The organism is Pseudomonas sp. FW306-02-D09B (genome assembly GCF_058782685.1).
Map to the genome: position 1 here is coordinate 819839 of NZ_JBYSXY010000001.1, position 26240 is coordinate 846078.

Here is a 26240-nt window from a genome sequence, read left to right on the forward strand (position 1 = left end):
GATGAACCTGTCCCCTCTCAATCGCCGACGTTTCGAACGGTTCAAGGCCAACAAACGCGGCTGGTGGTCGCTGTGGCTGTTTTTGATCCTGTTTGGCGCGAGCCTCGGTGCCGAGCTGATCGCCAACGACAAGCCGCTGGCGGTGCATTACGACGGCCAATGGTATTTCCCGGCACTCAAGCGCTACCCGGAAACCACCTTCGGCGGCGAATTCCCGCTGGAAGCCAACTACAAGAGCCCCTACATCCGCGAACTGCTCAAGGCCAAGGACGCCTGGACTTTGTGGGCGCCGATCCCGTTCAGTTACCAAAGCATCAACTACGACCTGAAAGTCCCGGCCCCGGCACCGCCTTCGGCAGACAATCTGCTGGGCACCGACGATCAGGGCCGCGACGTGCTGGCGCGGGTGATTTACGGCTTCCGGGTGTCAGTGCTGTTTGCGCTGACGCTGACCATTCTCAGTTCGATCATCGGCGTGATTGCCGGTGCCTTGCAGGGCTTCTATGGCGGCTGGGTCGATCTGGCCGGGCAGCGCTTCCTGGAGATCTGGTCGGGTTTGCCGGTGTTGTACCTGCTGATCATCCTCGCCAGTTTCGTGCAGCCAAACTTCTGGTGGCTGCTGGGGATCATGCTGCTGTTTTCCTGGATGAGCCTGGTTGACGTGGTCCGCGCCGAGTTCCTGCGTGGGCGTAACCTGGAATACGTACGCGCCGCGCGCGCGATGGGGATGCAAAACGGCGCAATCATGTTCCAGCACATCCTGCCCAACGCCATGGTCTCGACCATGACGTTCATGCCATTCATCCTCACGGGCGCTATCGGCACCCTGACCGCGCTGGACTTCCTCGGCTTCGGCCTGCCGGCAGGCAGTGCATCGCTGGGTGAACTGGTGGCTCAGGGCAAATCCAACCTGCAAGCGCCGTGGCTGGGCATGAGCGCCTTTGCGGTGCTGGCGCTGATGTTGAGTTTGCTGGTGTTTATCGGCGAGTCCGCTCGCGATGCCTTCGACCCGAGGAAGTGAAATGAATCAGGACAATCTGATCGAGGTGCGCAACCTCTCTGTCGAGTTTGTGGTCGGCGAAAGCGTGCAACGGGTGGTGGAAGGCGTCAGCTTCGACATCAAGCGCGGTGAAACCCTGGCGTTGGTCGGCGAAAGCGGCTCCGGCAAATCGGTGACGGCGCACTCGATCCTGCGCCTGCTGCCCTACCCCTTGGCGCGCCACCCCACCGGCACCATCACCTACTCCGGGCATGACCTGCTGTCGCTGAAAGAGAAAACCATCCGGCACATTCGTGGCAACCGGATTGCAATGATCTTTCAGGAGCCGATGACCTCGCTGAACCCGCTGCACTCGATCGAGAAACAGATCAACGAGGTACTGGGCATTCACAAAGGCCTGACCGGCAAGGTCGCGACCCAGCGCACCCTGGATCTGCTGGAACTGGTGGGGATTCCCGAGCCGCACAAACGGCTCAGGGCCCTGCCCCATGAATTGTCCGGTGGCCAGCGTCAGCGCGTGATGATCGCCATGGCCCTGGCCAACGAACCGGAACTGCTGATCGCCGACGAACCGACCACCGCACTGGACGTGACGGTTCAGCTGAAAATCCTCGAACTGCTCAAGGAGCTGCAGGCCCGTCTGGGCATGGCGCTGCTGCTGATCAGCCACGACTTGAACCTGGTCCAAAGAGTCGCGCATCGCGTATGTGTCATGCAAAAGGGTTGCATCGTCGAACAGGCGTCGTGCGAGGAGTTGTTCCGCGCGCCGCAGCATCCTTACACCCGGGAGCTGCTGGCAGCGGAGCCTCGTGGCAACCCGGCAACCAATGTCATCGGCCCGCCACTGCTGCAAGTCGAGGACCTGAAAGTCTGGTTCCCGATCAAAAAAGGCTTTTTGCGCCACACCGTCGATTACGTCAAAGCGGTGGACGGAATCAACTTCAGCCTGCCCCAGGGGCAGACCCTGGGCATTGTCGGCGAGAGCGGTTCGGGCAAGTCCACGCTGGGTCTGGCGATTTTGCGGTTGATTGCCAGCAAAGGCGCGATCCGTTTTGAAGGCAAGTCGTTGGATTGCCTTTCGCAACAACAGGTAAGGCCGCTACGGCGGGAAATGCAGGTGGTGTTTCAGGACCCCTTCGGGAGCCTGAGCCCACGGATGAGCGTGAGCCAGATCGTCGGCGAAGGCCTGCGGATACACCGGATCGGTACAGAGACCGAGCAGGAGCTGGCGATTATCGCGGTACTCAAGGAAGTCGGTCTGGACCCGGCAACCCGGCACCGCTATCCCCACGAGTTTTCCGGCGGGCAACGGCAGAGAATCGCCATTGCCCGAGCCCTGGTACTGAAACCGGCGTTGATCTTGCTGGACGAGCCGACCTCGGCCCTCGACCGCACCGTGCAACGCCAAGTGGTTGAACTGCTGCGCTCACTGCAAAGCAAGTACAACCTGACGTATCTGTTCATCAGCCATGACCTGGCGGTGGTTAAAGCGCTGAGTCACCAGTTGATGGTGATCAAGCACGGCCAAGTGGTCGAACAAGGTGACGCGCAAGGTATCTTTGCCGCACCGCAACATCCTTATACACAGCAGTTGCTGGAGGCCGCTTTCCTGGCACCAGCCACTGCGCAATAACCTGAAAGAGGAGCAACACATGGGTTTTCTCGCCGGTAAGCGCGTACTGATCGTCGGTGTCGCCAGCAAGCTGTCCATCGCATCCGGCATCGCTGCCGCCATGCATCGCGAGGGCGCTGAGCTTGCCTTCACTTATCAGAACGACAAACTCAAGGGTCGTGTCGAAGAGTTCGCACAAGGCTGGGGTTCGAGCCCTGAGCTGTGCTTCCCGTGCGACGTGGCCAGCGATGAAGAAATCGCCAGGGTTTTTGAAGAACTGAGCAAAAAATGGGACGGCCTGGACTGCATCGTGCACTCCGTTGGCTTCGCTCCGGGCGACCAACTGGACGGCGACTTCACCGAAGCCACCACCCGTGAAGGTTTCCGTATCGCTCACGACATCAGCGCCTACAGCTTCGTGGCCCTGGCCAAAGCGGGCCGCGAGATGATGAAAGGCCGTAATGGCAGCCTGCTGACCCTGTCGTACCTGGGCGCCGAGCGCACCATGCCGAACTACAACGTGATGGGCATGGCCAAGGCTTCGCTGGAAGCTGGCGTACGTTACCTGGCCGGCTCCCTGGGCCCGGAAGGCACCCGCGTCAACGCCGTATCGGCTGGCCCGATCCGCACCCTCGCCGCTTCCGGCATCAAGAACTTCCGTAAAATGCTGGCCGCCAACGAAGCGCAAACACCGCTGCGTCGCAACGTCACCATCGACGAAGTCGGCAATGCCGGCGCCTTCCTGTGCTCGGACCTGGCGTCCGGCATCAGCGGCGAAATCATGTACGTGGACGGCGGCTTCAACACCACCGCCATGGGCAACATCGAAGAGTGATCTTCACGCGTTAACAAGAAACCCGCCGATTGGCGGGTTTCTTGTGCATGCGATTTCAAGGCTGACGCAATTCAATGTGGGAGCGGGCTTGCTCGCGAAAGCGTCATGTCGAGCGACATATTCCTCGCGTCGTACACCGTCTTCGCGAGCAAGCCCGCTCCCACAGGATGTGTGTTCAACCTTCGAAATCAGACAAACATCGCGCAAACAGCTGCTGGATCGGTTGTGTACGCTGGCTGTAGCGCTGCAACAGCACGATCTCCCGATAGAACGTCAGTTCGCCCAGCGAGATGATCCTGACCTTTGCGCCATAGTCCAGCCAAAGCCCCGCCCGGGGAATCAACGCGACCCCCAGCCCGCACTCGACCATTTTCACAATCGCTTCCAGCTCATCCAGCTCCAGCGCGACTTTGACCTCGATCTGCTGCTCGCGCAGAAAGCGTGTCACCAGCCGTCCACCGAACGAATTGCGGTCATAACGCACCTGTGGATGTGTGCTGAGTATCTGCAAAGGATCCTCGCCCTCAAGGTTCGGCGGCACGATCAACACAAACGGCTCCTGCCGAATCACCTGGGCCGACAGTTCCTTGGGCAGTTCAAAGGGTGGCTTGATCAGGATCGCCAGATCAAGCTCGCCAGCGTCGACCTGACTCAACAGGTTGAGTGACACGCCGGGCACCAGTTTCGGCTCGAGCATCGGTGCCTGCTGCCGCAAGCGCAGCAATGCCTGGGGCAGCAAACCGGTTTGGGCGGTCGCCACAGCGCCGACCCTCAATTCGCCGCGAAACTCGCTGACGTCGTCACTGACGGCCATGCGCTGAAAAGTTTCGAGGATTTCCCGGGCCATCGGCAACGCTCGCTGCCCGGCCGCGTTGAGGATGGCCTGACGCCCGGTGCGGTCAAACAGGCGAATACCCAACGCCTGCTCCAGGTTGCGCATTTGCGCGCTGACGGCCGATTGCGTGAGGCCAATGTGCATGCCGGCTGCGGCGAACGTGCCATAGCGAGTCACGGCGATGAAGGTTTTCAGTTCACGCAGCATGAGCGCCTCGATTGATCGATTTTATTTGAGCTGGAGGCAAAAATTATCGTCTTTTAATCAAAAATCACAAGATTAGAATCAGCTCAACTCTCCTGTCATCGAGGCTTGAACACCATGCGTCTCTCCCCTTTTCATCTGGCCATTCCAGTGTATGACCTTGCAGCCGCGCGGCTTTTCTATGGCCAGGTGTTCGGCCTGGAGGAAGGACGCTCCAGCGAGCACTGGGTGGACTTCAACTTTTTCGGCCACCAATTGGTCATCCACGAACACCCGAAAACCGCCACCCAGGAATCAGCCCACACCAATGCCGTGGACGGTCACGACGTGCCGGTCCCGCATTTCGGCGTGGTGCTGTCGATGGAAGAATGGGAATCCCTGGCCGAACGGCTCACATCGCTGGGCACGCGCTTCGTGATCGAGCCCGGTATTCGCTTCAAGGGACTGGTAGGCGAACAGGCGACGATGTTTCTGTTCGACCCGTGCGGCAACGCGCTGGAGTTCAAGGCGTTCAAGGACATCGACCAGTTGTTCGCCAAATGAGCAGCAGCACCTCGCCCTTGCTGGCGAACGCCAATGACAGCGATGGCTCACTCAACGAACTGGATGCGACCAGCATCGGCGATACGATTCGCAGTGGCTTGGCGACTGCCACCTCGGTAGCCGAACACTTCTTGACGCGCATTGAGGAGCACGAGCCGCAGGTACATGCATTCGCTGCGTTCAACCCGCAACGTGTGCGCGCTCAAGCCGGAAAGCTTGCCCAAGAGAACCACCAAGGGCTGCTGGCAGGTGTACCGGTAGGTATCAAGGATATCTTTGACAGTGCCGATCAGCCTACACAGTTCCATTCGTCGATTTACACAGGGCATCAGCCCTCACGAGACGCCCATGTGGTCACCTTGCTACGTCAGGCAGGGGCGGTGGTCATGGGTAAAACCCACACCACTGAATTTGCGTACATGCACACGGGCCCGACACGAAACCCCCATCATCTTGCACATACCCCCGGCAGCTCCAGTGCAGGCTCGGCGGCCGGGATGGCAGCCGGTTTCTTTGCCCTCGCACTGGGAACACAGACCGCAGGATCGCTGCTCAAACCCGCTGCCTATTGTGGTCTTTACGCCTTCAAACCTTCACTTGGACTGGTTTCCCTTGAAGGTGTCAAACCACTGGCTCATAGCTTCGACACCGTCGGTTGGTACGGCCGTTCGGTACGCGACCTCGAATGCGTCGCGCGTGTACTGATTCCGGGTTTTACCGCGCAAACCGGCGAGCACCGTCATTTACGACTGGGTCTATGCCGAACCCCTCGCTGGAGCCAGGTCGAACCACAGGTTGCCGACGCATTTGAGACTGCCATCGAGCAACTTCGCTGCGCAGGGCATCAGGTGCACGAAGTGCAGCTACCCGCGCCATTCGCCAGGGTGTTTGACGATCACGCATTAATCAATGATTGCGAAGGCGCACGCTCGCTGTCCAAGGAGTTTCATGCCCATCGCACCCAACTCAGCGACTCCGTGCTGCAGATGTTCGAACGTGCGGCAGCAACGGACTGGGAGCAAGAGTCCGCCGCCAAAGCGCGCCTTAGTCTGCTCGCGCCGCAGTTGGCGCGCTATTGCCAACCGTTCGATGCGATGCTCAGCGTCAGTTGCGGTATCGTCGCGCCATTAGGGCTTGAGTCTACCGGGCCGTCCGACTTCATCAAGTTCTGGGGGGCTTTCGGCTTGCCTCAGGTGAACATCCCACTGAACCGCACAGAAGGTCTGTTGCCGGTTGGATTGCAGATGATTGGGGGATTCAGGAACGATAGGCACCTGCTTTGGACCGCCGATCAATTGGCCGCGACATTAAACAGCCTACGCACGGCTCCCGCGCCGAAAACCCGCCCCGCCTGACTTCCCATAGGCGGGCACGGTCCTCCCGCGCCTGCCCAACACTTGAAGGGGTGACAGACCGATCTGTCGCCTCAGCTCACACACCTGCCAGTTGCAAGGGCAGTTCACGCAAGCGTTGCCCGGTCAGGGCGAACACCGCATTGGCCACCGCCGGTGCCGTCGGTGGTACCCCGGTCTCGCCGATGCCGCCCGGTTTTTCGGTGCTGGGGACGATGTGCACCTCGACCACGGGCATTTCATTCAGACGCAACACCTGAAAGTCATGGTAATTGGACTGCACCACTTTCCCGTCCTTGAAAGTCAGCTTGCTGTGCAAGGTGAACCCCAGGCCAAAGGTGATGCCCGATTCCATCTGCGCGGCGATGCTCGCCGGGTTCACCACAACGCCGCAATCGACCGCACAAACCACGCGGTGCACGCGGATCTTCAGGTTGTCCTGGGACACCTCGGCCACCTGCGCAACGTAACTGCCAAAAGACTCATGCACCGCCACGCCCAATGCGTGCCCCGCAGGCAGCGGCGCCTTCCAGTTGGCCTTCTCTACCGCCAGATTCAGTACCCCGAGATGTCGCGGATGCTTCTTGAGCAAGGCCCGTCGGTACTCCACCGGGTCCTTGCCGGCCGCCGTGGCCAGTTCATCGATCAGTGACTCGACGACAAATGCGGTGTGCGTGTGCCCCACGGAACGCATCCACAACACGCTGATGCCGGTTTTCGGCGAATGCAGATCGACCAGGTGGTTGTCCAGGCCCTTGATATACGGACTGTCGGCCACACCTTCGACCGAGGTCGCATCGACGCCATTCTTGACCATCGTCGCCTCGAATGGGGTGCCGTCCATGATCGACTGCCCGACCAGTACGTGCTGCCAGGCCTGGGGCATGCCCTTGGCATCCAGGCCAATGCGCGCGTGATGGAGGAACGCCGAGCGGTAGTAACCACCGCGTATGTCATCCTCCCGCGACCAGACGGTTTTCACTGGCGCAACGGCCGCCTTCGCGACTTGCACCGCCTCGCTGACAAAGTCCGATGTCGGATTGGCTCGACGACCAAAACCACCGCCGAGAAATTCGGTATGAATCTCGACCTGCTCGGGTTTGAGCCCGGTGATTTTCCCCGCAATCATTTGGTCCAGCGTCTGGAATTGAGTACCGGTCCAGATCTCGCATTTGTCCGGGGTGATTTTCACCGTGCAGTTGAGTGGCTCCATCGGTGCATGGGCCAGATAAGGAACGCTGTATTCAACATCAATCGTCTTCACCGCCTTGCTCAGCGCGGCGCTGATGTCGCCCGCCTGGCTGGCCGGAGTGCCGGGGATCGCGGCGAGCTTGCGGAAATTTTGCAGCAAGGCATCACTGTCGAGCCCGGCATTGGGTCCCAGGTCCCAGTCGATTTTCAGCGCATCGCGGCCGAGTTTGGCGGCCCAATAATGATCGGCCACCACGGCTATGCCCGTCGGCACCTGCACGACTTTATGCACGCCCGGCAGCGCCAATGCCGCTGCGCCATCGAATGATTTGACGCTGCCGCCAAATACCGGCGGGCGTGCAACCACGGCCGTCAGCAATCCATCGAACTGCACATCCATGCCGAATTTCGCCTGGCCGGTGATTTTTTCCGGGGTATCCAGGCGCTTGGTCGGTTTGCCGATGATCTTCCAGTCCTTGGCGTCCTTGAGCTTGATCGACGCCGGATCGGGCACCGGCAGTTGGCCGGCGTCATTGGCCAACTCACCGTAAGTGGCGCGCTGATCGCCGGCAATCACCACGCCCGGTTCGGTTCGTATCTTCGAGGGTGCGACGTTGAAGCGCTTGGCGGCGGCCTCGATCAACATCAAGCGTGCGGCAGCGCCAGCCTGACGGTAGCGGTCGAATTCCATCCAGGTCGAGGTCGAGCCACCGGTGATCTGCATGCCGCCAAAGGCCGGCAAACCATAATCGGCTGCCGATGCCGGTGCATGCTCGACGTGGATTTTCGTCCAGTCGGCATCCAGCTCTTCGGCGATCAACATGGTCAGGCCCGTCCAGATCCCCTGCCCCATTTCGGAGTGCCCCAACAGAATGGTCACGCTGCCATCGGGCGCGATGCGCAAAAAGGCATTGGGGGCGAACACCGCGTCCGGCGTCGATGCCGCCTGGGCAAAGCGATTGGCTCCCGGAATGACAAACGCCACCACCAGCCCTGCACCGAGCACGGCAGTGCTTTTCAAAAAATCCCGTCGAGAAGTCTCGATCTTCGCATTCATCGTTATGCCTCCCCGATTTGCGCAGCACGTTTGACCGCCGCACGAATGCGCGGGTAGGTCCCGCACCGACAGATATTGCCCGACAGCGCCTGATCGATATCGCTGTCGCTCGGCGACGGGATTTTCGCCAATAAAGCCGCCGCCGACATGATCTGCCCCGACTGACAATAACCGCATTGCACCACGTCGATCTCAGACCAGGCGCGTTGCACCGGGTGCGAACCGTCGCTCGACAAGCCTTCGATGGTGAGGATTTTTTGCCCGTTGGCGACGGCTGCCGCCGGAGTGATGCAGGAGCGCAACGGCGCGCCGTCGACATGCACCGTGCAGGCGCCGCACTGGGCCATGCCGCAACCGAACTTGGTGCCGGTCAAGTGCGCGACATCGCGCAATACCCACAACAGCGGCATGTCGCCGGGCACGTCCAGGGATTGGTCTTTGCCATTGATATTGAGCGTCAGCACGGCGGTCTCCTCAGTCACTCACTGATGTCCTTTCATGGCGTCACTGTGGCAACGACTGCCTACGCGCGCCTCGGTTTATCCATTGAGCTAAGCGCAATTTTCCCGAAGCCTTGGTTTGCGCGACCACCGGTCACAAAAAGGGGCCACTTCCCAGGAAGCAGCCCTGTGTTTCAAACCATCAACCGACCTACACCCGCGGCTTGTCGATTGACGGTTACGCCTGACGATCACCGGCTGACTACGCTAATAGTCCAGCCTGATCATTCCTGGAGGAGAACCTTCATGTCGCGCATTCAGAAACTCACGCCCTGCCTGTGGTTCGACGATCAGGCCGAAGCCGCTGCACAGTTCTACTGTTCGGTGTTCGAGCACTCGACCATTACCGCCATCACTCACTATGGCAAGGTCGGTTTCGAGCTCCATGGCCGGCCCGAGGGTTCAGTGATGACTGTCAGCTTCATGCTCGATGGCCAGACCTTTACCGCACTCAATGGCGGCCCGGTGTTTCGCTTTAACGAGGCCGTCTCGTTCCAGGTCAACTGCCATACCCAGTATGAAATCGACCACTTCTGGAATGCGCTGTCTGCCGGTGGTGACAAAAAGGCCCAGCAATGCGGCTGGCTCAAGGACAAGTTCGGCCTGTCCTGGCAAATCGTGCCGGTGGTGATGATGGAAATGATGACCGACAGGGACACCGCCAAATCCCAGCGCGTCATGCAGGCGATGTTGCAGATGGAGAAACTCGACATCGCCACACTCGAGCGAGCCTTTAATGGCGAGAGCTAATACACTCCCCAACTGAACTGCCAAAGGACGCTCGCGGATGAAACACGCCATCGCCAAAAATGCCGACAAAGCCCCTCGCTTCTGGCGCGATGACGCACTGCCCTTCATCGAAGCACGCTCCATCGCCGATGGCCGCGAAGTCTGTTACGCCCGACATTCCCACGAGTTTTTTTCCATCGGTGCGATCACCGCCGGGCGCAGCACCTATCTCCATGAACACGCCGCGTTTGAAGTCGGCAGCGGCACCGTGGTGCTGATGAACCCCGGCGATGTCCATGCCTGTAACCCGATCGACAATCAGCCCTGGTCTTATCGCATGCTGTATGTCGATACGCCGTGGTTGAACGACCTTCAGCATCAACTGGGGTTCAGCAAAGAGCTGGACTTTCGGCGCTTTTCAACCACCCACTGCAACGACGCCGGGCTGTTTAGCGGGCTCAATCAGCTGTATGACGTACTGCTCGACGAACAGCTGGAGACGCTGCAAAAACACAGTGCCGCCGTAGCGTTTTTTACTCAAGTGCAGCAAACGCTCAATCCGGCTGAATTGAGCGTTCGCGAACCCAACCTCAAGCTGGAGCGAGCGGCCGAGTACATCCGCGACAACTGCACCCTGTCGCTGAAACTCGAAGACATCTGCGAGGCGGCAGATCTGTCTGCGTCGTACCTGATCCGTGCTTTCAAGCAGCATTACGGCATGACACCCCACGCGTTTCTGGTCAACCATCGCATCCAGTTCGCCCGCAGCCAACTGCGTCGAGGCAAGTTGATTGCCGACGTGGCGCTGGAAGCCGGGTTCTCTGATCAGGCACATTTTCAGCGAGCGTTCAAACAGCATTTGGCCGCGACGCCGGGGCAGTATCGCGGTTGAAGCCCGAGATTTATGGCAACAGCAAGTAACCTGCACTCACCGCCAGCAACGACGCCATGAACCGGTTAAACAACCGCATACCGCCGGCATTGCTCAGGTACTGTCGCAGAAAGGTCCCGGCATAAGCCCAGCAGGCCACCGACAGGTAGCAGACCACCAGATACACCGCGGCAAACTGCCAGACCAGCTGCGCCTCGCCATCGGCAACAAAAGCCCCCATCCCTGCGACACAGGCCAGCCAGGCTTTCGGGTTTAGCCATTGCATCAGCGCGCCGTAGAACATCGTCGGCGCTTGCCCTGAATCACCCGCATTGAGCCGACCATCGTCAGTGGCGAGCTTCCAGGCCATGAACAACAGGAACGCCACCCCGAACAACTGCACCGCCCGCGTTAGCGATGGCCAGAGATTTAGCAGTTCATGCAGGCCCAACCCCATCAACACCAGCAACAGCACAAACCCCAGCGTTGCACCCGCTACATGCCGTTGGCTGGCGCGAAAGCCGTACTGCGCGCCGGAGCTCAGTGCAACGATGTTCACCGGCCCTGGGGTGATCGACGACGCCAGCGCAAACGCGGCCATGGAAATGATCAGACTCATTGCACACCTTCTTCAATAACTTCGGGACATCCCGGCGCTCAAAGTAGGAGAACGCTGATAGGCCTGTATTGAAGAAAAACACCCCCGTGCAGTCCTCGACATTTCAGATCGAACGCGTCGGTCACCCAGGTGTCATTAATAGTAATGGGATCGCAGCCTCTGCCCCTCTTCACACCGTTGAGTGGGCAGCGAGTGCAGACAGAAGAGCAGAGTCACCGACAGGGATGTGGCAAGTGACCCGTGCGCTACGCCGAAATCCTTGCAAAGGAGATCCACCGATGGTGACTCACTATAAGACTGCCGGGCACCTGGCCTGCGGCCGCCATGGCAGCAACCTCGCCTCTACGACTGAATTTTCCCGGGTCAAATGCCGCAGCTGCCGCAATACCGACGCGTTCAAGGACGCCCGAAAAGACGCTCGCAACGCTGCACGTCGAGCGGCGCGTAGAGCCAAAGTCGCCCACGCCTCGATTGACTGGCGCGCGTCCTGGATCAAAAGGCTCAGCGAGATGCCGGGCCAGCAACGGCTCCCACGGGGATTCAGCGGCCAGCCGTACGTTTAGGATTGTGGGAACACAGAGATCAGTACGCCGATGATTGCCATCGGCGTATGCAGTTTGCAAATGGCCGAATCAGTCGTGCTGCAACAGCCCCGAACTGTATTGATTGAAGCTGTTGCCGATCGGGCTTCCACCAAAACTCATCTTGTTGGCACTACGACCGTCGAATTGATGGCAATCGTCTGAAAAACAGCTGCTGGTTGTCACGCCAGAGCACGCACTCAACAACAACGTGCCGGTGATCAAAAAGACTTTGACGAAGTTCAACTTCATTGTTCAGTTCCCCTTGGCTGGAAACGAGGCGATGCACGATCCGAGTCAAGCATCCTACGCCGCCAGATTAGCTGAAACATAATGAAACATTGCAGGCTGACAGTCTGGGTTCAGCTTCTGGAGATATCCCGTCAATTGACAACCTGCCACCAGCTGCGTAAATCGGTTCTCTCTCCCGACTTCAAGAGCTCGCCATGGATATAGCAGCCATCCCGTTCGGCACCACCGACTGGTCGACCGTCGAACCCACCGTCCACGCCGGCGAACGCGGCAGCGCCTATTGGCGCACCCAGCAGTTCGGCGCAATTCGCGTGCGAATGATCGAATACACCGCCGATTACCTGGCAGACCACTGGTGCTTGAAGGGCCACATCCTGCTGTGCCTTGAAGGCGAACTGCACACTGAACTCGAAGATGGGCGCCAGTTCGTGCTGAAACCCGGCATGAGCTATCAAGTGGCGGATAATGCGGAGTCTCACCGGTCGTCGACGGAGACGGGGGCGAAGCTGTTTGTGGTTGATTGACCTCGCCTCGCTGGGCCGTAAACGCAGGGGTAACGACGCACAAGACGACCATTGATCTGCAAATCCGGCCCACATCCAATAAAAACATATTTATATGCTTCAATTGATATTGTTGGACAATCCCACGACAAGAGGGTGCCGTCATGAATATCAAAACCTTGGCTTTACTGCTGCTGGCGCTCTGCGCCCAGCCCGTCTGGAGTCAAACTCCCCCCGCCTCGCCTGCACCAGCCGAGAGCGCCGCGCTCACCACGCGCCTGTCGTTGCGCGGCCTTTGGATCGAGCATATTTTCTGGACCAGAAATTACGCGATAGCCAACCAGAGCGCTAACCATCAACAAGCCCAGGTCGCCGCCGCTCAGGTGGTAGACAACGCAACCCGCATCGCCAACAGCCTCGCGCCACTGTATGGCCAACCCGCTGCCGATCAACTGCTCAAGCTGCTTGCCGGTCACTGGGGCGCGGTGAAACATTACAGCGACGCCACTGTCGCCAAAGACAAGAAAGGCCAGCAGGCCTCTGTCGCAGAACTGACGAGCAATGCCAAAGCCATTGCGGCATTTCTCGCCAGCGCCAACCCCAACCTGCCTGAAAGCACGCTGGTGACGATGCTGGCAGCTCACGGCGGCCACCATGTCGCCCAGATCGACCAGCTCGCCGCGCACGACTATGCCGCTGAAGCGAAGACCTGGCAGATGATGCGCGTCCATATACTGGCACTGGCTGACACGCTGACGGCGGCACTGGTCAAACAGTTCCCGGACAAGTTCTGATACCGAGCGAGCACAGACCATGCTTGAAGGGTTGGGCCGTACACAGCAGGACCTGCTCAATGCGCTGCTGCACCACGCGGGCGGTATGAGCATTGACGAGTTGGCTGAGCAACTGGCTGTCACACGCACCGCGATTCGCCAGCATCTGGCGGCTCTGGAGCGTGACGGACTGGTTCTGCGCGGCGAAACCCGTCCGACAGGCCGGCGACCGGAGCAGCTGTATCAGCTCACCGACCATGCGCGGGAGCAGTTCCCTCGTCACTATCAGTTACTGGCCAGTGTGTTGATTGAAGAAGTGGCCGACATCATCGGCCCCGTCGAACTGGCTTCGCTGATGCGCCGTATGGGCCGCAAACTGGCACTGGACCGTGAACGTCAGGTGGTTGACGAAACAAAAATCGTGCAACACATGAATCAGACGGGATACGAAGCGGAGGTGTTCTTTCGCTCATCCGACGACAAGGAAATCGTCGCGCACAACTGCGTCTTCCACCGCTTGGCCGCGGCCTATCCGGTGGTGTGTGAGCTGGATCTGGCGTTGATCGGGACGTTGGGGGGGGCCGAAGTCGACCATACGGAGTGCATGGTACGGGGCGGCAATGTCTGCCGGTTCAAACTTCGGCCGATCGAGCATCCAGCAGAAGCTGAAAAGGATGCAGCACCCGATCCAGCAACGGCTCGATGATCAGCAAACAGCAGCTGCCTCGCGTTCACGACGTCGAGGCAGCTGTTTACCCTTGAGACTTAAGCCTGGACCAGGTTGGCGATCTTGACGTCCGGATCGACGTCAGCCTCGTAGTCCACCCCTTCGATCCCGAAGCCGAACAGGCGCAGGAACTCTGCCTTGTAACCGGCAAAGTCGGTGAGTTCGTAAAGGTTTTCATTGCTGACCTGATCCCAGAGTAGCTTGACGCGCTCCTGGACTTCAGGCGCCAGCTCCTTGTAATCGGCGCGCAGACGCCCTTCTTCGTCCATGACCGGAGGATGACCGAACAAGCTGTCCTTGTAGAGCGCATAGACCTGCTCGATGCAGCCTTCGTGTGTGCCCTGCTCTTTCATGACCTTGAACAGCAAGGACAGGTACAGCGGCATGATCGGGATTGCCGAGCTGGCCTGGGTCACTACCGCTTTCAATACCGAAACCCGTGCATCGCCGCCCAGGTCCGCCAAGCGCTCGCGAATGCTCAGGACTTTCTGGTCCAGGTCTTTCTTCGCCGCGCCGATGGAGCCATTCCAGTAAATGTCGTGGGTCAGCTTTTCGCCCAGGTAAGTGAAGGCAGTGGTTTTCGCCCCCTCGGCCAGAACGCCGGCTTCGTGCAGGGCGTCGATCCACATCTGCCAGTCTTCGCCACCCATGACCTTGACGGTACCGTCGATTTCTTCCTGGGTCGCTTCGGCCAAGGTGGTCACGTTGACCTCTTCCTTGTCGGTGTTCAGGCCGCGCTGGGTCACCGACTTGCCGACCGGCTTGAGCGTCGAGCTGTAGACTTCACCGGTTTTCGGATCGGTACGACGCGGTGCCGCGAGGCTGTAGACCACCAGATCGATCTTGCCCAGGTCGCGCTTGATGGTCTCGATGGTCAGGCGCTTGATTTCATCGGAGAACGCATCACCGTTGATGCTCTTGGCGTAGAGACCTTCCGCTTCGGCGAACGTGTGGAAAGCCGCGGAGTTGTACCAGCCGGCGGTGCCGAGTTTGCCCTCGACGCTTTCACGTTCGAAGAACACACCCAGCGTCTTGGCGCCGCAACCAAAGGCCGCGGTGATGCGCGCAGCCAGCCCGTAACCGGTCGATGCGCCGAGCACCAGGACATTCTTTGGCCCATCGGTGATCTGTCCTTGCGCACGGACGTAGTCGATCTGATTCTTGACGTTGGCTTTGCAGCCAGTGGGGTGGGTAGTCACACAAACAAAACCACGAACGCGCGGTTTAACGATCATAAATATCTCCCTCTTCCAAGATGCCGAGAGCCAATACTGGCTATAAAAGTCATAGACGCTGGGAAAACGGAAGCGTCACGGTGGCGGGCCGATTCATTGGCTTCACTGTCCGGGCCTGTCGCAAATCCAGCGCATACCCTCGATGATTTGAGCCGCTGTTTCCAGTCCGAGAGTGGCGTTATTCAAAAACAACCTAACACGCGGTGATGACATTCTGGACGAACCCGTTTCCATTGCTAGCGTTATCCGTAGAAACACCTCAGGTCGTCAGGAGCAGTCCGGTGAACAAGCCCATGGAAGAGCCTTATGGCGGTAGGCGCAGGACCTATCTGTTCAAGGAATCGCACCTGAGACCACGGCAACGGGCCCTGTTCCTTGCACTGATTCTGTTGCTCATCAACGGTGTCGGTCGATTGTTCATGGTGGACGTGGTCGGACTAGATGGCGCAATCCTCCAGTTGGTGGTGATCCTCACTGCCTTCGCCACGGTGATCTGTGGCGCCCCACTCATCATGTTTCTGAGCATGGGCTGGTTTACCCGCTACAGCGAATTCCAGAACAGTTTGAAGGGCGGCGCCCTGGCGGCCTATCTGCAACGCTTCTGGTCGACCAGTCTAATCCACTCACTCCAGGACGAAGGCAAGCTGAGTCCGAGCGGTTCCGTCGATGATTGGCGAACCTGCTCCGACAAGAACCCGGAACTGTGCGAGCGTTTGTTTGCACGTATCTACCATGAGCAATATGGATTGGTGCCGTTCATTGTGCCTTTCATCATTCTCTTGTTGGTGGCTTATGCCGCGGCAGCCTTGGTCGCCTCCAACTATGTCATCCCCAACTGCGACAACACGCTTAAAGTGGCGTGCGTGTACAAGCTCGGGATTCCACTGCTGGTCAGCTCGCTGGCGGGGGCTTTCATGTTTATCGTGAGCGATTCTGTCCTCAGTATCCGCCGCAAGTCACTGAACATTTCCGATGTGTATTGGTACTCCCTGCGCCTGTTTCTGGCCATTCCGCTGGCAATGGTGATCATGAATGCCGGCGCTGGAGATGGCCCGCATATCGTCACCGCCTTTGCCTTGGGTACCTTGCCGATCGATCCGCTGATGAAGATCGTGCGAAGACTGGGCTTTCCCCAACTCACCGACCAGGACAAGAGGGACGGAAGCTCAGACAAGTTGCTGGTCCTGGAAGGCGTGACCCTGCCTGTGGTTGCGACGCTGGAATCGGAGGGCATCAACTCGATCGAGCAGGTCGCTGCGGCGGATCCGGTATTGCTTTCAATCCGCACCGGATTCCCCTTCCGGTTCACCTTGCGCCTGGGTTCCCAGGCTATCGTGCGGCGCCATCTGGGGGAAAACGCGGCCAGGCTACTTCCGGTGGGGCTGGCTGATGTCGTCCCGGTTTTCCTGCTGGTGCGGGCACTCGATACCCCTGCCGTGCCCACCGGTGATTCCCCCAACAAGTACGACGGACCGTTTCCGCGGATCGAGACACCCGATGCGGTCGTCCAGAACGCGGCCGTCCGCCTTTTCCCCGATGACAATGACCTGCAACGCCAGGCCATCACCCGAATGAAATTCCGGCAAATTGCGGCCGAAGAATATACGGTGATGCTGGCACGGATAACGCCGCCCGATACCGGGTTGTAACTACAGGGCGAAGGTCATTTACGCGCCAACTTATACTTGACGCACTCATTATAGAAACTCTGCCGGACAGCCTCGGGCTTGAACTTTGATTGACTGTCGTAGGTTTGCTCGGTAATGCCCATGGCCATCATCCGCATCCAGCCCTTGCTGAATTTGTATGCCTGGATCTTCTGGCGAGCGGCATACAGCGAGACCCCGGACAGCTTGAGCTCCTGAGCCCTTGCCGCTGTACCCGCGCCCCAGCTGCACATAAACCGATCATTGGGCATCAACTCTCTTGCCTGGACAGAGACCGCAATGCTCGCCAGTACCAGCGAGATCGGCACGATCAACACATTGCGCATTTGCATTCCGCCTAACCACCTGAAAATGAAGCGATTTTGGCGGTAATTTTGAGGCTTCGGGGCCAGCAAAATGCCTTCTGTCCGGCTTTACGAGGATGACGTTTGCCGAGCTACGGACTATTGCGGCTGAAATGTCTGAAGGTAGGCCAACAGGTTTTCGATCTTTTCCGGATCGCTGATACCCCAGAAAATCATGCGCGTCCCGGGGACTACTTTTTTTGGCGCTTCGATGTAGGCGGCCAGCGTTTCGCGGGTCCAGACCACACCTGACGATTTCATCGCGGTGGAGTACTGGTAGTCCGTCGTGCTGCCGGCATGGCGCCCAAAAATGCCATTGAGTTGCGGACCAAAAGAACCTCGGGCTGAATCGCCCACTTGATGGCAACCGCCGCATATTCGGTTAAAGAGTTTCCCGCCCGCTTCAGCATCGCCGGCCGCTTCTGCGGGCGCACTGAATACGCCTGTATTGAGTATCAAGGCGACGGTTAGTACTGCGGCTTTCTTCATGCTCTGCTCCCCATCAGGTGTTGCCTACAGCTTTGAAGCACGACAGTGTGCTCTGTGACCGCTATTACCAGGATTTACGGTCCACAAGGGGACACGAAACCCTATGAACAGACGGCTCATTCCTGCTTTCGATCAAGTGCTGAGCGGCACGCCGGCCCATTTCGTAATACGGGAGTTGCACGGTGCTCAGCGGTGGATAGAACAACTCGGCAACGCCGATCATATTGTCGTAGCCAAGTACGGCCACCTCGGCAGGAATACGCAGGCCACGACTGAGCAGGTATTGATAAGCGACCAACGCAATGCGGTCGTTGCCACAAATAAGCAGATCGAAGGTCGGCTTTCCATCCGACTCACGCAATTGCTGCTCCAGCGCTACAACCGTTTCCTCATAGGCGTCATCGGTCGACAGGTTGTATTGGGCAACCCTGTCCAGGGACACACCGCCCTCTGCCAGGGCGCGAACCAATCCCTGCTGGCGCAACTCCCAGGCGAGACTGCTTTGCGGCAGGTTGATGCACAACGGATGCCGGTAACCACGCTTCAGCGCTTGCCGCACGGCCTGGTACTGACCGTCTTCGTCATCGGGGACGTAACAGGCCACGCCTGGCTCTGAACTCATGCAATTGCTGAGCACCAGCGGCAGGCTGCGGAGCACCTGGGGTATCTCGACGGTACGAAGCTGCATAGCGCTGAAGATGATCCCGTCGGGCTGATGCGACAGCATCAGGTCGATGGTTTGCTGACTCGGCGGTGCCTCGAACACGTTGAGAATAAAGACGTTCCAGCCGTTTTCTCGTGCCGTGCGCTCCATTGAAAGCAGCATTTCTACAGCGAAAGGGGTTGTCGCGGTATCAAGTGCGAAGACTCCAATAGTCTTGCCACTGGAGTGACCGCCACGGATCTTGCGCGCGGAAAGGCTGGGGACGTAACCGAGGGACTCGACCGCTTGACGAACTTTCGCCAGCGTTTCCTGGTTCAGCTTTTCCGGGGTGTTGAGCGCCCTGGAAACGGTCATGAGGGAAACCCCCGCCAGCCGTGCGACATCTTTAACTGAAGCCATTCGCGGGTGCCATTGCTTGTCTGGCCGGGCATCATGTCATGCTTGGCAAAAGCATGACAACACGATGCCCGGCAGCAGGCGGCACGAATGGTCTGCCGGGGGAGCTCAGAGCTTGAGATCGGCCAGGTTCCAGACAGAAATCTCCCCGAACACCCCTGCCCCGTTGACTGCAAAAGCGCTGACAACCTGGCTATCGGGCCGCGGATAAATCCGACTGCTCAAGCTATAGACGCCATCGTCGACAAATACCTCGATGGACGAGCGATCGAGAAAAATCCGCAGCGCAATCCGCGTTTGCTCCGCTTTCACCGGAACGCTACGAACACCGCTCACGCCAGCACCCGAGTGCTGCCTGTCGAGGACCAAACGTCGGGACATGGCATCGAAATACAGCAATGTCCGTTCCTGTTGGTCTTCGCTACAGCGCAGCGCCAGGCCAAAGCGCTCGGCGGTGCTGTCTGCCAGATCCAGCTCAAGCTCAAACTCCAGCAGGGCGCCACGAACTTCAAGTGTGCGGTTCCGGGATTCGACCGTGCCGACCTGCAGCATTTGTCGGGATTGCCGTAGCGCTGTCAGCTCACGAGCCGGACGCATACGCAGCCGCTCGCCGTCGCGGCTCAACTCACGCGGCAACGACAGCGCACCGCACCAGTGTTGCGCCTGACTCGGCATAGGACTGTCCCACATGTCCATCCATGCCCAGAGCAGACGGCGTCCGTCCGGCGCCAGCAGGGTCTGCGCGGCATAAAAATCGTGACCGTGATCGAGTTCGTGGAGCTCGCCTCTCTCAGTGAAATAGCCGGAGTCATCCAGCACGCCCAATCGATAGCTGTTCTGGAATTTATTCCAGTTGTCGTACCCGCTGGGCTTCAGGCCTTGCGGCGAGTACAGAAAAACGTCGCATCCATCCACTTCGAATACGTCCGGGCACTCCCACATGTAACCATCGGACTCGCGCTGGCCATCCAGGGCACAGCCGAGGTATTCCCACTGATGCAGATCCTCGGAGCGATAGAGTAAAAGCTGCGGGTCGTCCCCCTGACGAGCACCAAGCGCCATCCACCATTGGTCTGCACGCTTCCAGACCTTCGGGTCGCGAAAATGCATGATGTCCGGATGCGGTGGCGTCTCGATCACCGGCCCATGTTTGGTGAACGTGAGGCCATTCGTGCTACTGGCCAGGCATTGGACCTGGTGAATTTTCTGGTCATCACCCGGTTCCCCCAACCAGGTGTGCCCGGTGTAGATCAGATAAAGCGTACCGCCGGAAACAACCGCCGACCCTGAAAAACAACCGTCTCGATCGTAGGGATCGCTGGGCGCCAGCGCTATGGGCAGATGCTCCCAATGCACCAGATCGCGGCTCTTGGCGTGCCCCCAGTACATCGGGCCCCACTGCGCCGAGTAAGGATGATGCTGATAGAACACATGGTATTCGCCTTGAAAATAGACCAGCCCATTTGGGTCATTCATCCACCCGACCGGGGGCGACAGGTGATAGCCGAGGCGATAGTCGTTGCCGCGTTCGGGCAGTTTTTTTTCGATGGCGCGATGCGCTTTTTCCAGCAGTACGGCGTGCATGGATTGATCCTTACTAGGGTTCGTAACGGTTGGCTGATTGCGCCATGGCAGGAAGCTCTATCGAATCAAGAGCGCTTGCCCGGGATGATTGGCGGGCGGGATCCGCACGTAACAACGACCATGACAGCAGCAGGCAACTGCCTACCAGGCCAGCCATCGCTACGTAAACGCTCGAGAAGCCAACATGGTCGTAGCCGTATCCCACAAGTGGCGACAGCAACATCGCGGTCAATTGCTGGGCGAACTGGAATCCCACCAGATAAATCGAGGCCGACAGCCGCGAATCGAAGTTCAACGAAATGTATTTGAATACCGAGACCAGCAGGATCGGGACTTCAAGCGCGTGCAACATCTTGCAAGCGGCGATGGTCCAGGCATCCGTTGCCAATCCGGAACCAAGAATGCGGACGAACATGATGCTGCCAGCCAGGATCAATCCATACTTGGCGCCTGTACGACTGACCACCCATGGCGCGAACAACATCAAGACCGCCTCAAGCAGAACCTGGGATGAATTCAGGTAGCCATAGGCTCGTGTGCCCTCCTCCGGGGTTGAGAAAAACGAGGAGAAATACACCGGAAACTGCTGTTCGTAGATCATGTAGATTCCGCAAACCCCAGTCAGATACAAGCTGAATGCCCAGAAGCGCGGCAGTGTCAGCAACTTCCAAAGATCGTTAAGCCGCACTGGTTTGCTGGCTTCGCCACCCGCGTGCGCTTCTGGTTTGTTGAAGCGCTGCAGATCCAGGCGGAACAGGATCAGCAAGAACACGACCCCGGCGGCACTGCTCATGTAAAACGCAATGTTCGGGTCAATGTTGAAGACCACACCAACGACGCCTGTCGCACTCGCCCAACCCAGCGAACCCCACATTCTGGTGGTGCCAAACTCGAAACCCGCGTGACGCGACAGTCGCTCCGTATAGGACTCGATGACCCCCACGCCCGCGAGCATGGCAAACGCCAGGAAAGCCGCGCCGACCACGGCCCCCAACACCACGTTCTGAGCCAAAAGGTTGGCGTATACGTAGATCGCAAAGGGCGCCGAAGCGCAGAGCAGTACACCAATCCATACCAGCAGTTTTTTCGACAGACCAAGCCGATCCTGAAGAGCGCCATAGAACGGCTGAATCAGCAGTGCCGCAATAGCGTTGGCGGCAAAAATAAACCCGGTTTCCGTGCCATTCAGACCGATGACTCGATGAAGCCATATCGAGAACAGCGAGTAGCTGGATGACCACGAAAAAAAGAAGAAAAACAGTAAACCACTGATGAGCCAGTACTCACGTTTGACTGATAGCTGCATGTGACGACCCTCTTGTTTTTATTTAAGTTAACGTTAACATCGCAGCGCATTACGCGTCCTCTCCCTGCTCGTTGTCAAGTGGATCCGAGTACCAGGGGTGGGGATAAGGATCTGTTCAACAGGTCTTTGCAGTACCCGAATACAAAAACAAGAGGGTTACCTATGAGTGCTGTGGTCTGTCGGCCTTTGGCTGGCTTTTCTTTGCTATTTCTCTCCACTCAACTGTTCGCCGCACCGGTGCAAAGCATTGAGGAACGTCTTGCCAGGCTTGAAGCCAGAACCTCCGTCGCCGAGGCCCGAGCCTTGCTGGCAGAAGCTGACGCAGCTCGATTGCGCAAGGAAGTCGAGCAACTCAACCGGCAAATCGCGATCCCCCCGCCGGCGACCACTCAAGCCTCCCTCAATGAGCGCGTTGCCCGGATAGAGGCGAACCAGCAGGCCCTTGAACCCCCTCCCCCAACGACCGCGTCTTCAGCCAGTTCGACCGAGCATCCGAGCGATGGCTTCACGTTCGGTGGCTATGCCCGCTCCGGGATAGTGACCAACGGATCAGGTGCCGGTCATGGCGGCCCCTACGTCACTCCCGCAGGCTCCGTCGGAGGAGCCGTTGGCAGGCTTGGCAATGAAGTCGATACCTACGTGGAGGCGAAGTTTTCGAAGGAAAGCCAAGCCGCCAACGGCACGCATTCGAAATACACGCTGATGCTCGCCGACGGTCTCGAAACACCCAATGACTGGACCGCAGCGGAAAGCTCACTCAACGTGCGGCAGGTCTACGCCGAACTGGACCATCTGGCGTCCTTTCGAGACAACCCGCTGTTGCGCGATGCAACGCTGTGGGCCGGCAAGCGCTTTGATCGGGACAATTTCGACGTCCATTGGCTCGACAGGGGGATCGTGTTCCTTGCCGGGACCGGTGGTGGTATCTACGACGTGCGCCTGACCGACGACTGGCGCATCAATGCATCGCTGATGAGCCGTTCCTACGGCGACTTCGGTACCGAGGAAAACAAGGACATCAGGAGCTATGTCGCCACCCTCAATCAATTTTTCGATGAGGGTCGCTGGCAAGTCATGCTCAATGGTATTTCCTCACGCCAAAACGATGCCAGCCTGAACGACAAGAGCCACCAGGCATTCCCCACAAATACCCGGGTGAACAAGGCTGGGTTCAGCCCTGCCGAAAGCGGTTCGCACGGCATGCTCGCCTACCATCAGCCCGACTTTTTCGGTCGTGAGGGCTACTTCAAAGCTGCGCTGCTGTATGGCAAGGGATTGGGGGCGGAGGTCAACAGCATCGGTGCCGATGGCGAACTGCTGGACGAGGCTCAGACCGTGCGGCTGGCGCTCTATGGCCATACTCGCCTGAATCAGGATTGGAGCATCGCACCCGCGATGATTGCCGAGCGCAGCAAGGATCGCTATGTCCCTGGCGACGACTATCGCTATGTGACGCTCAACATGCGCCTGGCCAACGAATTGAGCAGCAACTTCGAAATGCAGTATGAGCTGAGCTGGCAGAAGATGGACCTGAATGCACTTGGCTATAAGGACCGACAAGCAGCCAATGGTGACTACTGGAAGTTCACGTTGGCACCCACTTTCAAGGCACAAACCGGAGACTTCTTCACTCGCCCTGAATTGCGTCTGTTCGCCACGTACATGAACTGGTCCAGGGACCTCGATAACTTCAGTGCAACAGACGATTTTGGTCAAAAGGGCTTCAAGTCTGGCGGGGTCTGGCAATTCGGAGTGCAGATGGAGACCTGGTTCTAGGAGCCCTCAAGGGCTAAACCGGCGCTGCAACGGTCGAGATCAGAGCACTCTCCGCGCAAAAACCGCAGCGAGATGTTCATGACAGTAGCGCCCTCAGCGCTGCTGGCATGACTACAACCTCCTTGGTTTCGGGTGAGATACACACATGAGTGACATTGGCGGTGAAAGACAACGTGTCACTGTTGAGAAAACCCTCGACTAAAAAAGTGAAGGAATGAGTCCCTAGTTTCTCCACGCTGACCTTGATGCTCAACTCGTCGTCCCACGTCAAAGGCCTTAGCAGCTCCAATGACATGGCGCGCACCGGGGGCAATATATCGAACCCCATCAGCGTTCTGAGTCCGGGCGCTCCCAGCCATTTATCAAGCGCCGTATAAATGGCTTCCACTGCAAAATATGAAAATCGCGGGGTGTAAACCACACCTGCCGGGTCGCAATCTCCAAATAGAATGGTTCTGCTGACGAAAACCGCTTTAGGCATCAGTCTGTTCTTCCTTGAAATGTCAGTCATATTCCGCTTCCCGATGCTCCCCCAGCAGGCGCCGTTGACGCGGTGTCGCGGCGGCCAGCACGTCGGGGTTGAAGCGCCAGTGCAGGTAAGGCGAGAACTTCTGCGCCACCATTCGCCGGCCGTAGTGTACCTGCAACAGGTAGCGCACACGGTCGGTGGTTCGGTTGTCGCTACCGGCGTGCCACAGCTCACTGCGAAACATCAGAGCGTCCCCGGCCCGACACAACACTGGTTTCGCCACACTGCCGTGCCATTGGATTTCGCCGCGAGCTGGCGGCCGCCCTGCTCGGTGGCTACCGGGGATCACCCGGGTGGGACTGAGGTCGGCATCAATATCGTCGAGGTAGAGCTGCGCGGTGCAGATCTGCATCGGCAATTCAAAGGCTGGGTCGGCCAGCAAGCTTCGCGGCAGTTCCATCACCAGGTAATCCAGGTGCAATGGAGCACCGATGAAGCCGGGATGGCTGCGCCAGGCGGTCTGGCCAATGATGTGACAATCGTCTCCCAAGGCCGCTTCGGCCAGTTTGATGACCCCATCCAGATCGAGAAACGGCAGCCAAAACGGGTCACGGTTGAACACGCACTTGTAATGGTCAAGCAGGCCACTGTAGTCCCAATGCTCAGGTTTCAGGCCATCTATCGCATGGCGCAGCGCACTGATTTGCGCGCTATCCAGCACGCCGTGCAGCACCACAAAACCGTCCTGATGCAAGGCTTGAAGGCGATTGGCAGTCAGTGATGACAAGCGCTCGGTAGTGTCCATGTTGCGCACCCGAAAAATGCCGACAACTCCCACTCATACTGGCACTGCGCGGGGTGCTTCGCCACGTTTGCATCCTGACGGAATCTGAGCGAACGCCCCTATCGTGCGGTACCGTCGTGAGGCTTATAAAAGAGAAATTTTCGGGTCTCGGCAGTCTTGATGTATTCCCTGGCCCATTCGGGTTTCACGTGTTTGCTATGGAAATACATGGCGCCATGGGTTCGGTCCGCGAGTTGATGATTGAGTGCTTTTCGCGCGACTTCCGTGGCAACCGCGTAGGGAGCGTCTTCATCGGCATGCTCCGAACGTCGATCACACCACCACGAAAACTGGCAGGCATGCTTTTGCGAACCTTGCTTGACCACCTCGCACACCGTACCTGGAAAACCTTCATGGCCTAGCCGGTTCAACACCACATTGGCAACCGCTTCCATGTCGGCCAATTCCCCACCTTTGGCCTCCCAGAAAATAGTACGTGAAAGGCAAGTTATTGCATCCTTCAAAGGTGCTTTGCCTGTCGGATCGACCGCCTGCGCTTCAGAGGGTGTAATCGCCTCGGCCTTTGGCACCGGCGCCACACTGCCCTTCTCAGCAGTCTTCTGTTCCAGGACCTGCGCCTTGTCCACCGCCACCGCCTTGTTCTGCACTTGGTCAGCCGCGCTCGCCTGCCCGCCGAAAAGGGCTATTGCGAGGCAGGTGGCTATCCAGATCAGGCGCATGGTCGAACCTTCTTGCCGAGTCATGTTGGCGACTCCGCTTATTGCGGTCGACACCGTAGCGGCCCAATCATTCCAACAGACTGACAGCTGGCAACTATTGCCGTTGCGTATCAGCCCGACCGGCCACTCACCCTTCTGCTTTGTGTGTAGATGTGCCGACGCAGGGGAACTCCTGACTGCCGCCACACCTCCAAATTCATGTAGCACATCCGTTGCTTCATCCATTCGGAGGACGCCGTCATGCGTCGCACACTTGTCATCTCTTCGCTAATCCTTTGTCTGCCCTTTGGTTCGGCCTTTGCCCGTGTGGATGCACGCGATGTCGCCACCTCGGCCGGTGTTTCTGCATCCCTTTATTCAACGTTCAAGGACCACAAACTGGTCGTTTCCGCCCGCGATGACGCTTCCAGCTTCGTGGCGAGTGGAGGTGCCATTCGCGGAGCCTATCTGGAGTCGGAGTTGAAACGGATTCGACTTGAACACCCAGGCCTCAAGGCCAGCGACGAAGACCTGGCCCAGGCAATCCTCATTCAAGCCGAGGCACCTGCCGATCACTAGAGGCATACGCACGTCAGTGACAAACTTCGAGGTTCACCGGGATG

General features: G+C 58.5%; 28 protein-coding genes. 14 read left to right on the top strand and 14 right to left on the bottom strand.

Annotation, left to right across the window (positions count from 1 at the left end):
• Window position 1 precedes the first annotated feature (1 nt).
• The 3 genes from AC3WK5_RS03680 to fabI are packed head-to-tail and all read left to right on the top strand — an operon-like array spanning window position 2 to window position 3447.
• A complete protein-coding gene (locus AC3WK5_RS03680) occupies window positions 2–1021 on the top strand; it encodes an ABC transporter permease (protein ID WP_103314461.1) in 1020 nt (339 codons plus the stop codon).
• 1 nt (window position 1022) lies between these two features.
• The gene (locus AC3WK5_RS03685; RefSeq protein WP_103314460.1) at window positions 1023–2633 is read left to right on the top strand and encodes an ABC transporter ATP-binding protein; all 1611 of its coding nucleotides are present in this window, start codon (window positions 1023–1025) and stop codon (window positions 2631–2633) included.
• A gap of 19 nt (window positions 2634–2652) precedes the next feature.
• Window positions 2653–3447 (top strand): enoyl-ACP reductase FabI, encoded by a 795-nt coding sequence (fabI, locus tag AC3WK5_RS03690; protein ID WP_054597118.1) that lies wholly within the window; start codon window positions 2653–2655, stop codon window positions 3445–3447.
• Window positions 3448–3622: 175 nt separating this feature from the next.
• Here fabI and AC3WK5_RS03695 read toward each other — a convergent pair whose 3' ends face one another.
• The gene (locus AC3WK5_RS03695) at window positions 3623–4489 is read right to left on the bottom strand and encodes a LysR family transcriptional regulator (RefSeq protein WP_103314459.1); all 867 of its coding nucleotides are present in this window, start codon (window positions 4487–4489) and stop codon (window positions 3623–3625) included.
• Between the two features lie 114 nt (window positions 4490–4603).
• On the opposite strand from AC3WK5_RS03695, the gene AC3WK5_RS03700 reads away from it, so the two are divergent.
• Together AC3WK5_RS03700 and AC3WK5_RS03705 are read left to right on the top strand one after the other, a co-directional pair.
• Entirely contained in the window at window positions 4604–5029 is a 426-nt protein-coding gene (locus tag AC3WK5_RS03700) for a VOC family protein (protein ID WP_103314458.1), read from the top strand.
• Entirely contained in the window at window positions 5026–6384 is a 1359-nt protein-coding gene (locus AC3WK5_RS03705; protein ID WP_103314457.1) for an amidase, read from the top strand. Before AC3WK5_RS03700 ends, AC3WK5_RS03705 begins: the two co-directional genes overlap by 4 nt.
• A 76-nt stretch (window positions 6385–6460) precedes the next feature.
• Here the strand turns inward: AC3WK5_RS03705 and AC3WK5_RS03710 are convergent, their stop codons facing one another.
• Both AC3WK5_RS03710 and AC3WK5_RS03715 read right to left on the bottom strand, forming a co-directional pair.
• Window positions 6461–8629, bottom strand: a complete 2169-nt coding sequence (locus AC3WK5_RS03710) for a xanthine dehydrogenase family protein molybdopterin-binding subunit (RefSeq protein WP_103314456.1) — start codon at window positions 8627–8629, stop codon at window positions 6461–6463.
• Window positions 8630–8631: 2 nt separating this feature from the next.
• Window positions 8632–9093, bottom strand: coding sequence for a (2Fe-2S)-binding protein (locus AC3WK5_RS03715; protein WP_103314686.1), 462 nt, complete (start codon window positions 9091–9093; stop codon window positions 8632–8634).
• Between the two features lie 282 nt (window positions 9094–9375).
• Between AC3WK5_RS03715 and AC3WK5_RS03720 the strand changes: the two genes are divergently transcribed.
• Window positions 9376–9879: a VOC family protein gene (locus AC3WK5_RS03720; RefSeq protein WP_103314455.1), complete on the top strand. Its 504-nt coding sequence runs from the start codon at window positions 9376–9378 to the stop codon at window positions 9877–9879.
• A 37-nt stretch (window positions 9880–9916) separates the two neighbouring features.
• A complete protein-coding gene (locus tag AC3WK5_RS03725; RefSeq protein ID WP_103314454.1) occupies window positions 9917–10750 on the top strand; it encodes an AraC family transcriptional regulator in 834 nt (277 codons plus the stop codon).
• A gap of 10 nt (window positions 10751–10760) precedes the next feature.
• Here AC3WK5_RS03725 and AC3WK5_RS03730 read toward each other — a convergent pair whose 3' ends face one another.
• On the bottom strand, window positions 10761–11348 hold the full coding sequence (locus tag AC3WK5_RS03730) for a LysE family translocator (RefSeq protein ID WP_103314453.1): 588 nt from the start codon (window positions 11346–11348) through the stop codon (window positions 10761–10763).
• A gap of 278 nt (window positions 11349–11626) precedes the next feature.
• On the opposite strand from AC3WK5_RS03730, the gene AC3WK5_RS03735 reads away from it, so the two are divergent.
• Window positions 11627–11911, top strand: coding sequence for a hypothetical protein (locus tag AC3WK5_RS03735; RefSeq protein WP_103314452.1), 285 nt, complete (start codon window positions 11627–11629; stop codon window positions 11909–11911).
• Window positions 11912–11980: 69 nt separating this feature from the next.
• Here the strand turns inward: AC3WK5_RS03735 and AC3WK5_RS03740 are convergent, their stop codons facing one another.
• Entirely contained in the window at window positions 11981–12181 is a 201-nt protein-coding gene (locus tag AC3WK5_RS03740) for a hypothetical protein (RefSeq protein WP_103314451.1), read from the bottom strand.
• A gap of 194 nt (window positions 12182–12375) precedes the next feature.
• Between AC3WK5_RS03740 and AC3WK5_RS03745 the strand changes: the two genes are divergently transcribed.
• From AC3WK5_RS03745 to AC3WK5_RS03755, 3 genes are all read left to right on the top strand, one after another.
• Window positions 12376–12705 (top strand): DHCW motif cupin fold protein, encoded by a 330-nt coding sequence (locus tag AC3WK5_RS03745; protein WP_103314450.1) that lies wholly within the window; start codon window positions 12376–12378, stop codon window positions 12703–12705.
• A gap of 143 nt (window positions 12706–12848) precedes the next feature.
• On the top strand, window positions 12849–13478 hold the full coding sequence (locus tag AC3WK5_RS03750) for a hypothetical protein (protein WP_103314449.1): 630 nt from the start codon (window positions 12849–12851) through the stop codon (window positions 13476–13478).
• A gap of 19 nt (window positions 13479–13497) precedes the next feature.
• Window positions 13498–14163 (top strand): helix-turn-helix transcriptional regulator, encoded by a 666-nt coding sequence (locus tag AC3WK5_RS03755; protein WP_103314448.1) that lies wholly within the window; start codon window positions 13498–13500, stop codon window positions 14161–14163.
• A 59-nt stretch (window positions 14164–14222) separates the two neighbouring features.
• Here the strand turns inward: AC3WK5_RS03755 and fabV are convergent, their stop codons facing one another.
• Window positions 14223–15419: an enoyl-ACP reductase FabV gene (gene fabV / locus AC3WK5_RS03760; RefSeq protein ID WP_103314447.1), complete on the bottom strand. Its 1197-nt coding sequence runs from the start codon at window positions 15417–15419 to the stop codon at window positions 14223–14225.
• Window positions 15420–15712: 293 nt separating this feature from the next.
• On the opposite strand from fabV, the gene AC3WK5_RS03765 reads away from it, so the two are divergent.
• Window positions 15713–17068, top strand: a complete 1356-nt coding sequence (locus tag AC3WK5_RS03765; RefSeq protein ID WP_218275907.1) for a hypothetical protein — start codon at window positions 15713–15715, stop codon at window positions 17066–17068.
• Between the two features lie 14 nt (window positions 17069–17082).
• Here AC3WK5_RS03765 and AC3WK5_RS03770 read toward each other — a convergent pair whose 3' ends face one another.
• From AC3WK5_RS03770 to AC3WK5_RS03790, 5 genes are all read right to left on the bottom strand, one after another.
• Window positions 17083–17418, bottom strand: a complete 336-nt coding sequence (locus AC3WK5_RS03770; protein ID WP_102667264.1) for a hypothetical protein — start codon at window positions 17416–17418, stop codon at window positions 17083–17085.
• A gap of 111 nt (window positions 17419–17529) precedes the next feature.
• Window positions 17530–17919 carry a c-type cytochrome gene (locus AC3WK5_RS03775; RefSeq protein WP_103314446.1) on the bottom strand — a complete coding sequence of 130 codons (390 nt, stop codon included), beginning with the start codon at window positions 17917–17919 and terminating at the stop codon, window positions 17530–17532.
• A gap of 64 nt (window positions 17920–17983) precedes the next feature.
• Window positions 17984–18982, bottom strand: coding sequence for a LacI family DNA-binding transcriptional regulator (locus tag AC3WK5_RS03780; protein WP_103314445.1), 999 nt, complete (start codon window positions 18980–18982; stop codon window positions 17984–17986).
• A gap of 105 nt (window positions 18983–19087) precedes the next feature.
• The gene (locus AC3WK5_RS03785) at window positions 19088–20563 is read right to left on the bottom strand and encodes a glycoside hydrolase family 32 protein (RefSeq protein WP_103314444.1); all 1476 of its coding nucleotides are present in this window, start codon (window positions 20561–20563) and stop codon (window positions 19088–19090) included.
• Window positions 20564–20576: 13 nt separating this feature from the next.
• A complete protein-coding gene (locus tag AC3WK5_RS03790; protein ID WP_103314443.1) occupies window positions 20577–21869 on the bottom strand; it encodes an MFS transporter in 1293 nt (430 codons plus the stop codon).
• A 162-nt stretch (window positions 21870–22031) separates the two neighbouring features.
• Here AC3WK5_RS03790 and AC3WK5_RS03795 point away from each other — a divergent pair, with 162 nt between their 5' ends.
• Window positions 22032–23645 (top strand): carbohydrate porin, encoded by a 1614-nt coding sequence (locus tag AC3WK5_RS03795; protein WP_103314442.1) that lies wholly within the window; start codon window positions 22032–22034, stop codon window positions 23643–23645.
• 76 nt (window positions 23646–23721) lie between these two features.
• Here AC3WK5_RS03795 and AC3WK5_RS03800 read toward each other — a convergent pair whose 3' ends face one another.
• From AC3WK5_RS03800 to AC3WK5_RS03810, 3 genes are all read right to left on the bottom strand, one after another.
• On the bottom strand, window positions 23722–24126 hold the full coding sequence (locus AC3WK5_RS03800; RefSeq protein ID WP_103314682.1) for an acyl-CoA thioesterase: 405 nt from the start codon (window positions 24124–24126) through the stop codon (window positions 23722–23724).
• A 22-nt stretch (window positions 24127–24148) separates the two neighbouring features.
• Window positions 24149–24919 (bottom strand): phytanoyl-CoA dioxygenase family protein, encoded by a 771-nt coding sequence (locus AC3WK5_RS03805; protein WP_103314441.1) that lies wholly within the window; start codon window positions 24917–24919, stop codon window positions 24149–24151.
• Between the two features lie 98 nt (window positions 24920–25017).
• Window positions 25018–25638, bottom strand: a complete 621-nt coding sequence (locus AC3WK5_RS03810) for a cell wall hydrolase (protein WP_103314680.1) — start codon at window positions 25636–25638, stop codon at window positions 25018–25020.
• Window positions 25639–25878: 240 nt separating this feature from the next.
• On the opposite strand from AC3WK5_RS03810, the gene AC3WK5_RS03815 reads away from it, so the two are divergent.
• Window positions 25879–26196, top strand: a complete 318-nt coding sequence (locus AC3WK5_RS03815) for a DUF2388 domain-containing protein (RefSeq protein WP_054597100.1) — start codon at window positions 25879–25881, stop codon at window positions 26194–26196.
• The last annotated feature ends 44 nt before the right edge of the window (window positions 26197–26240 follow it).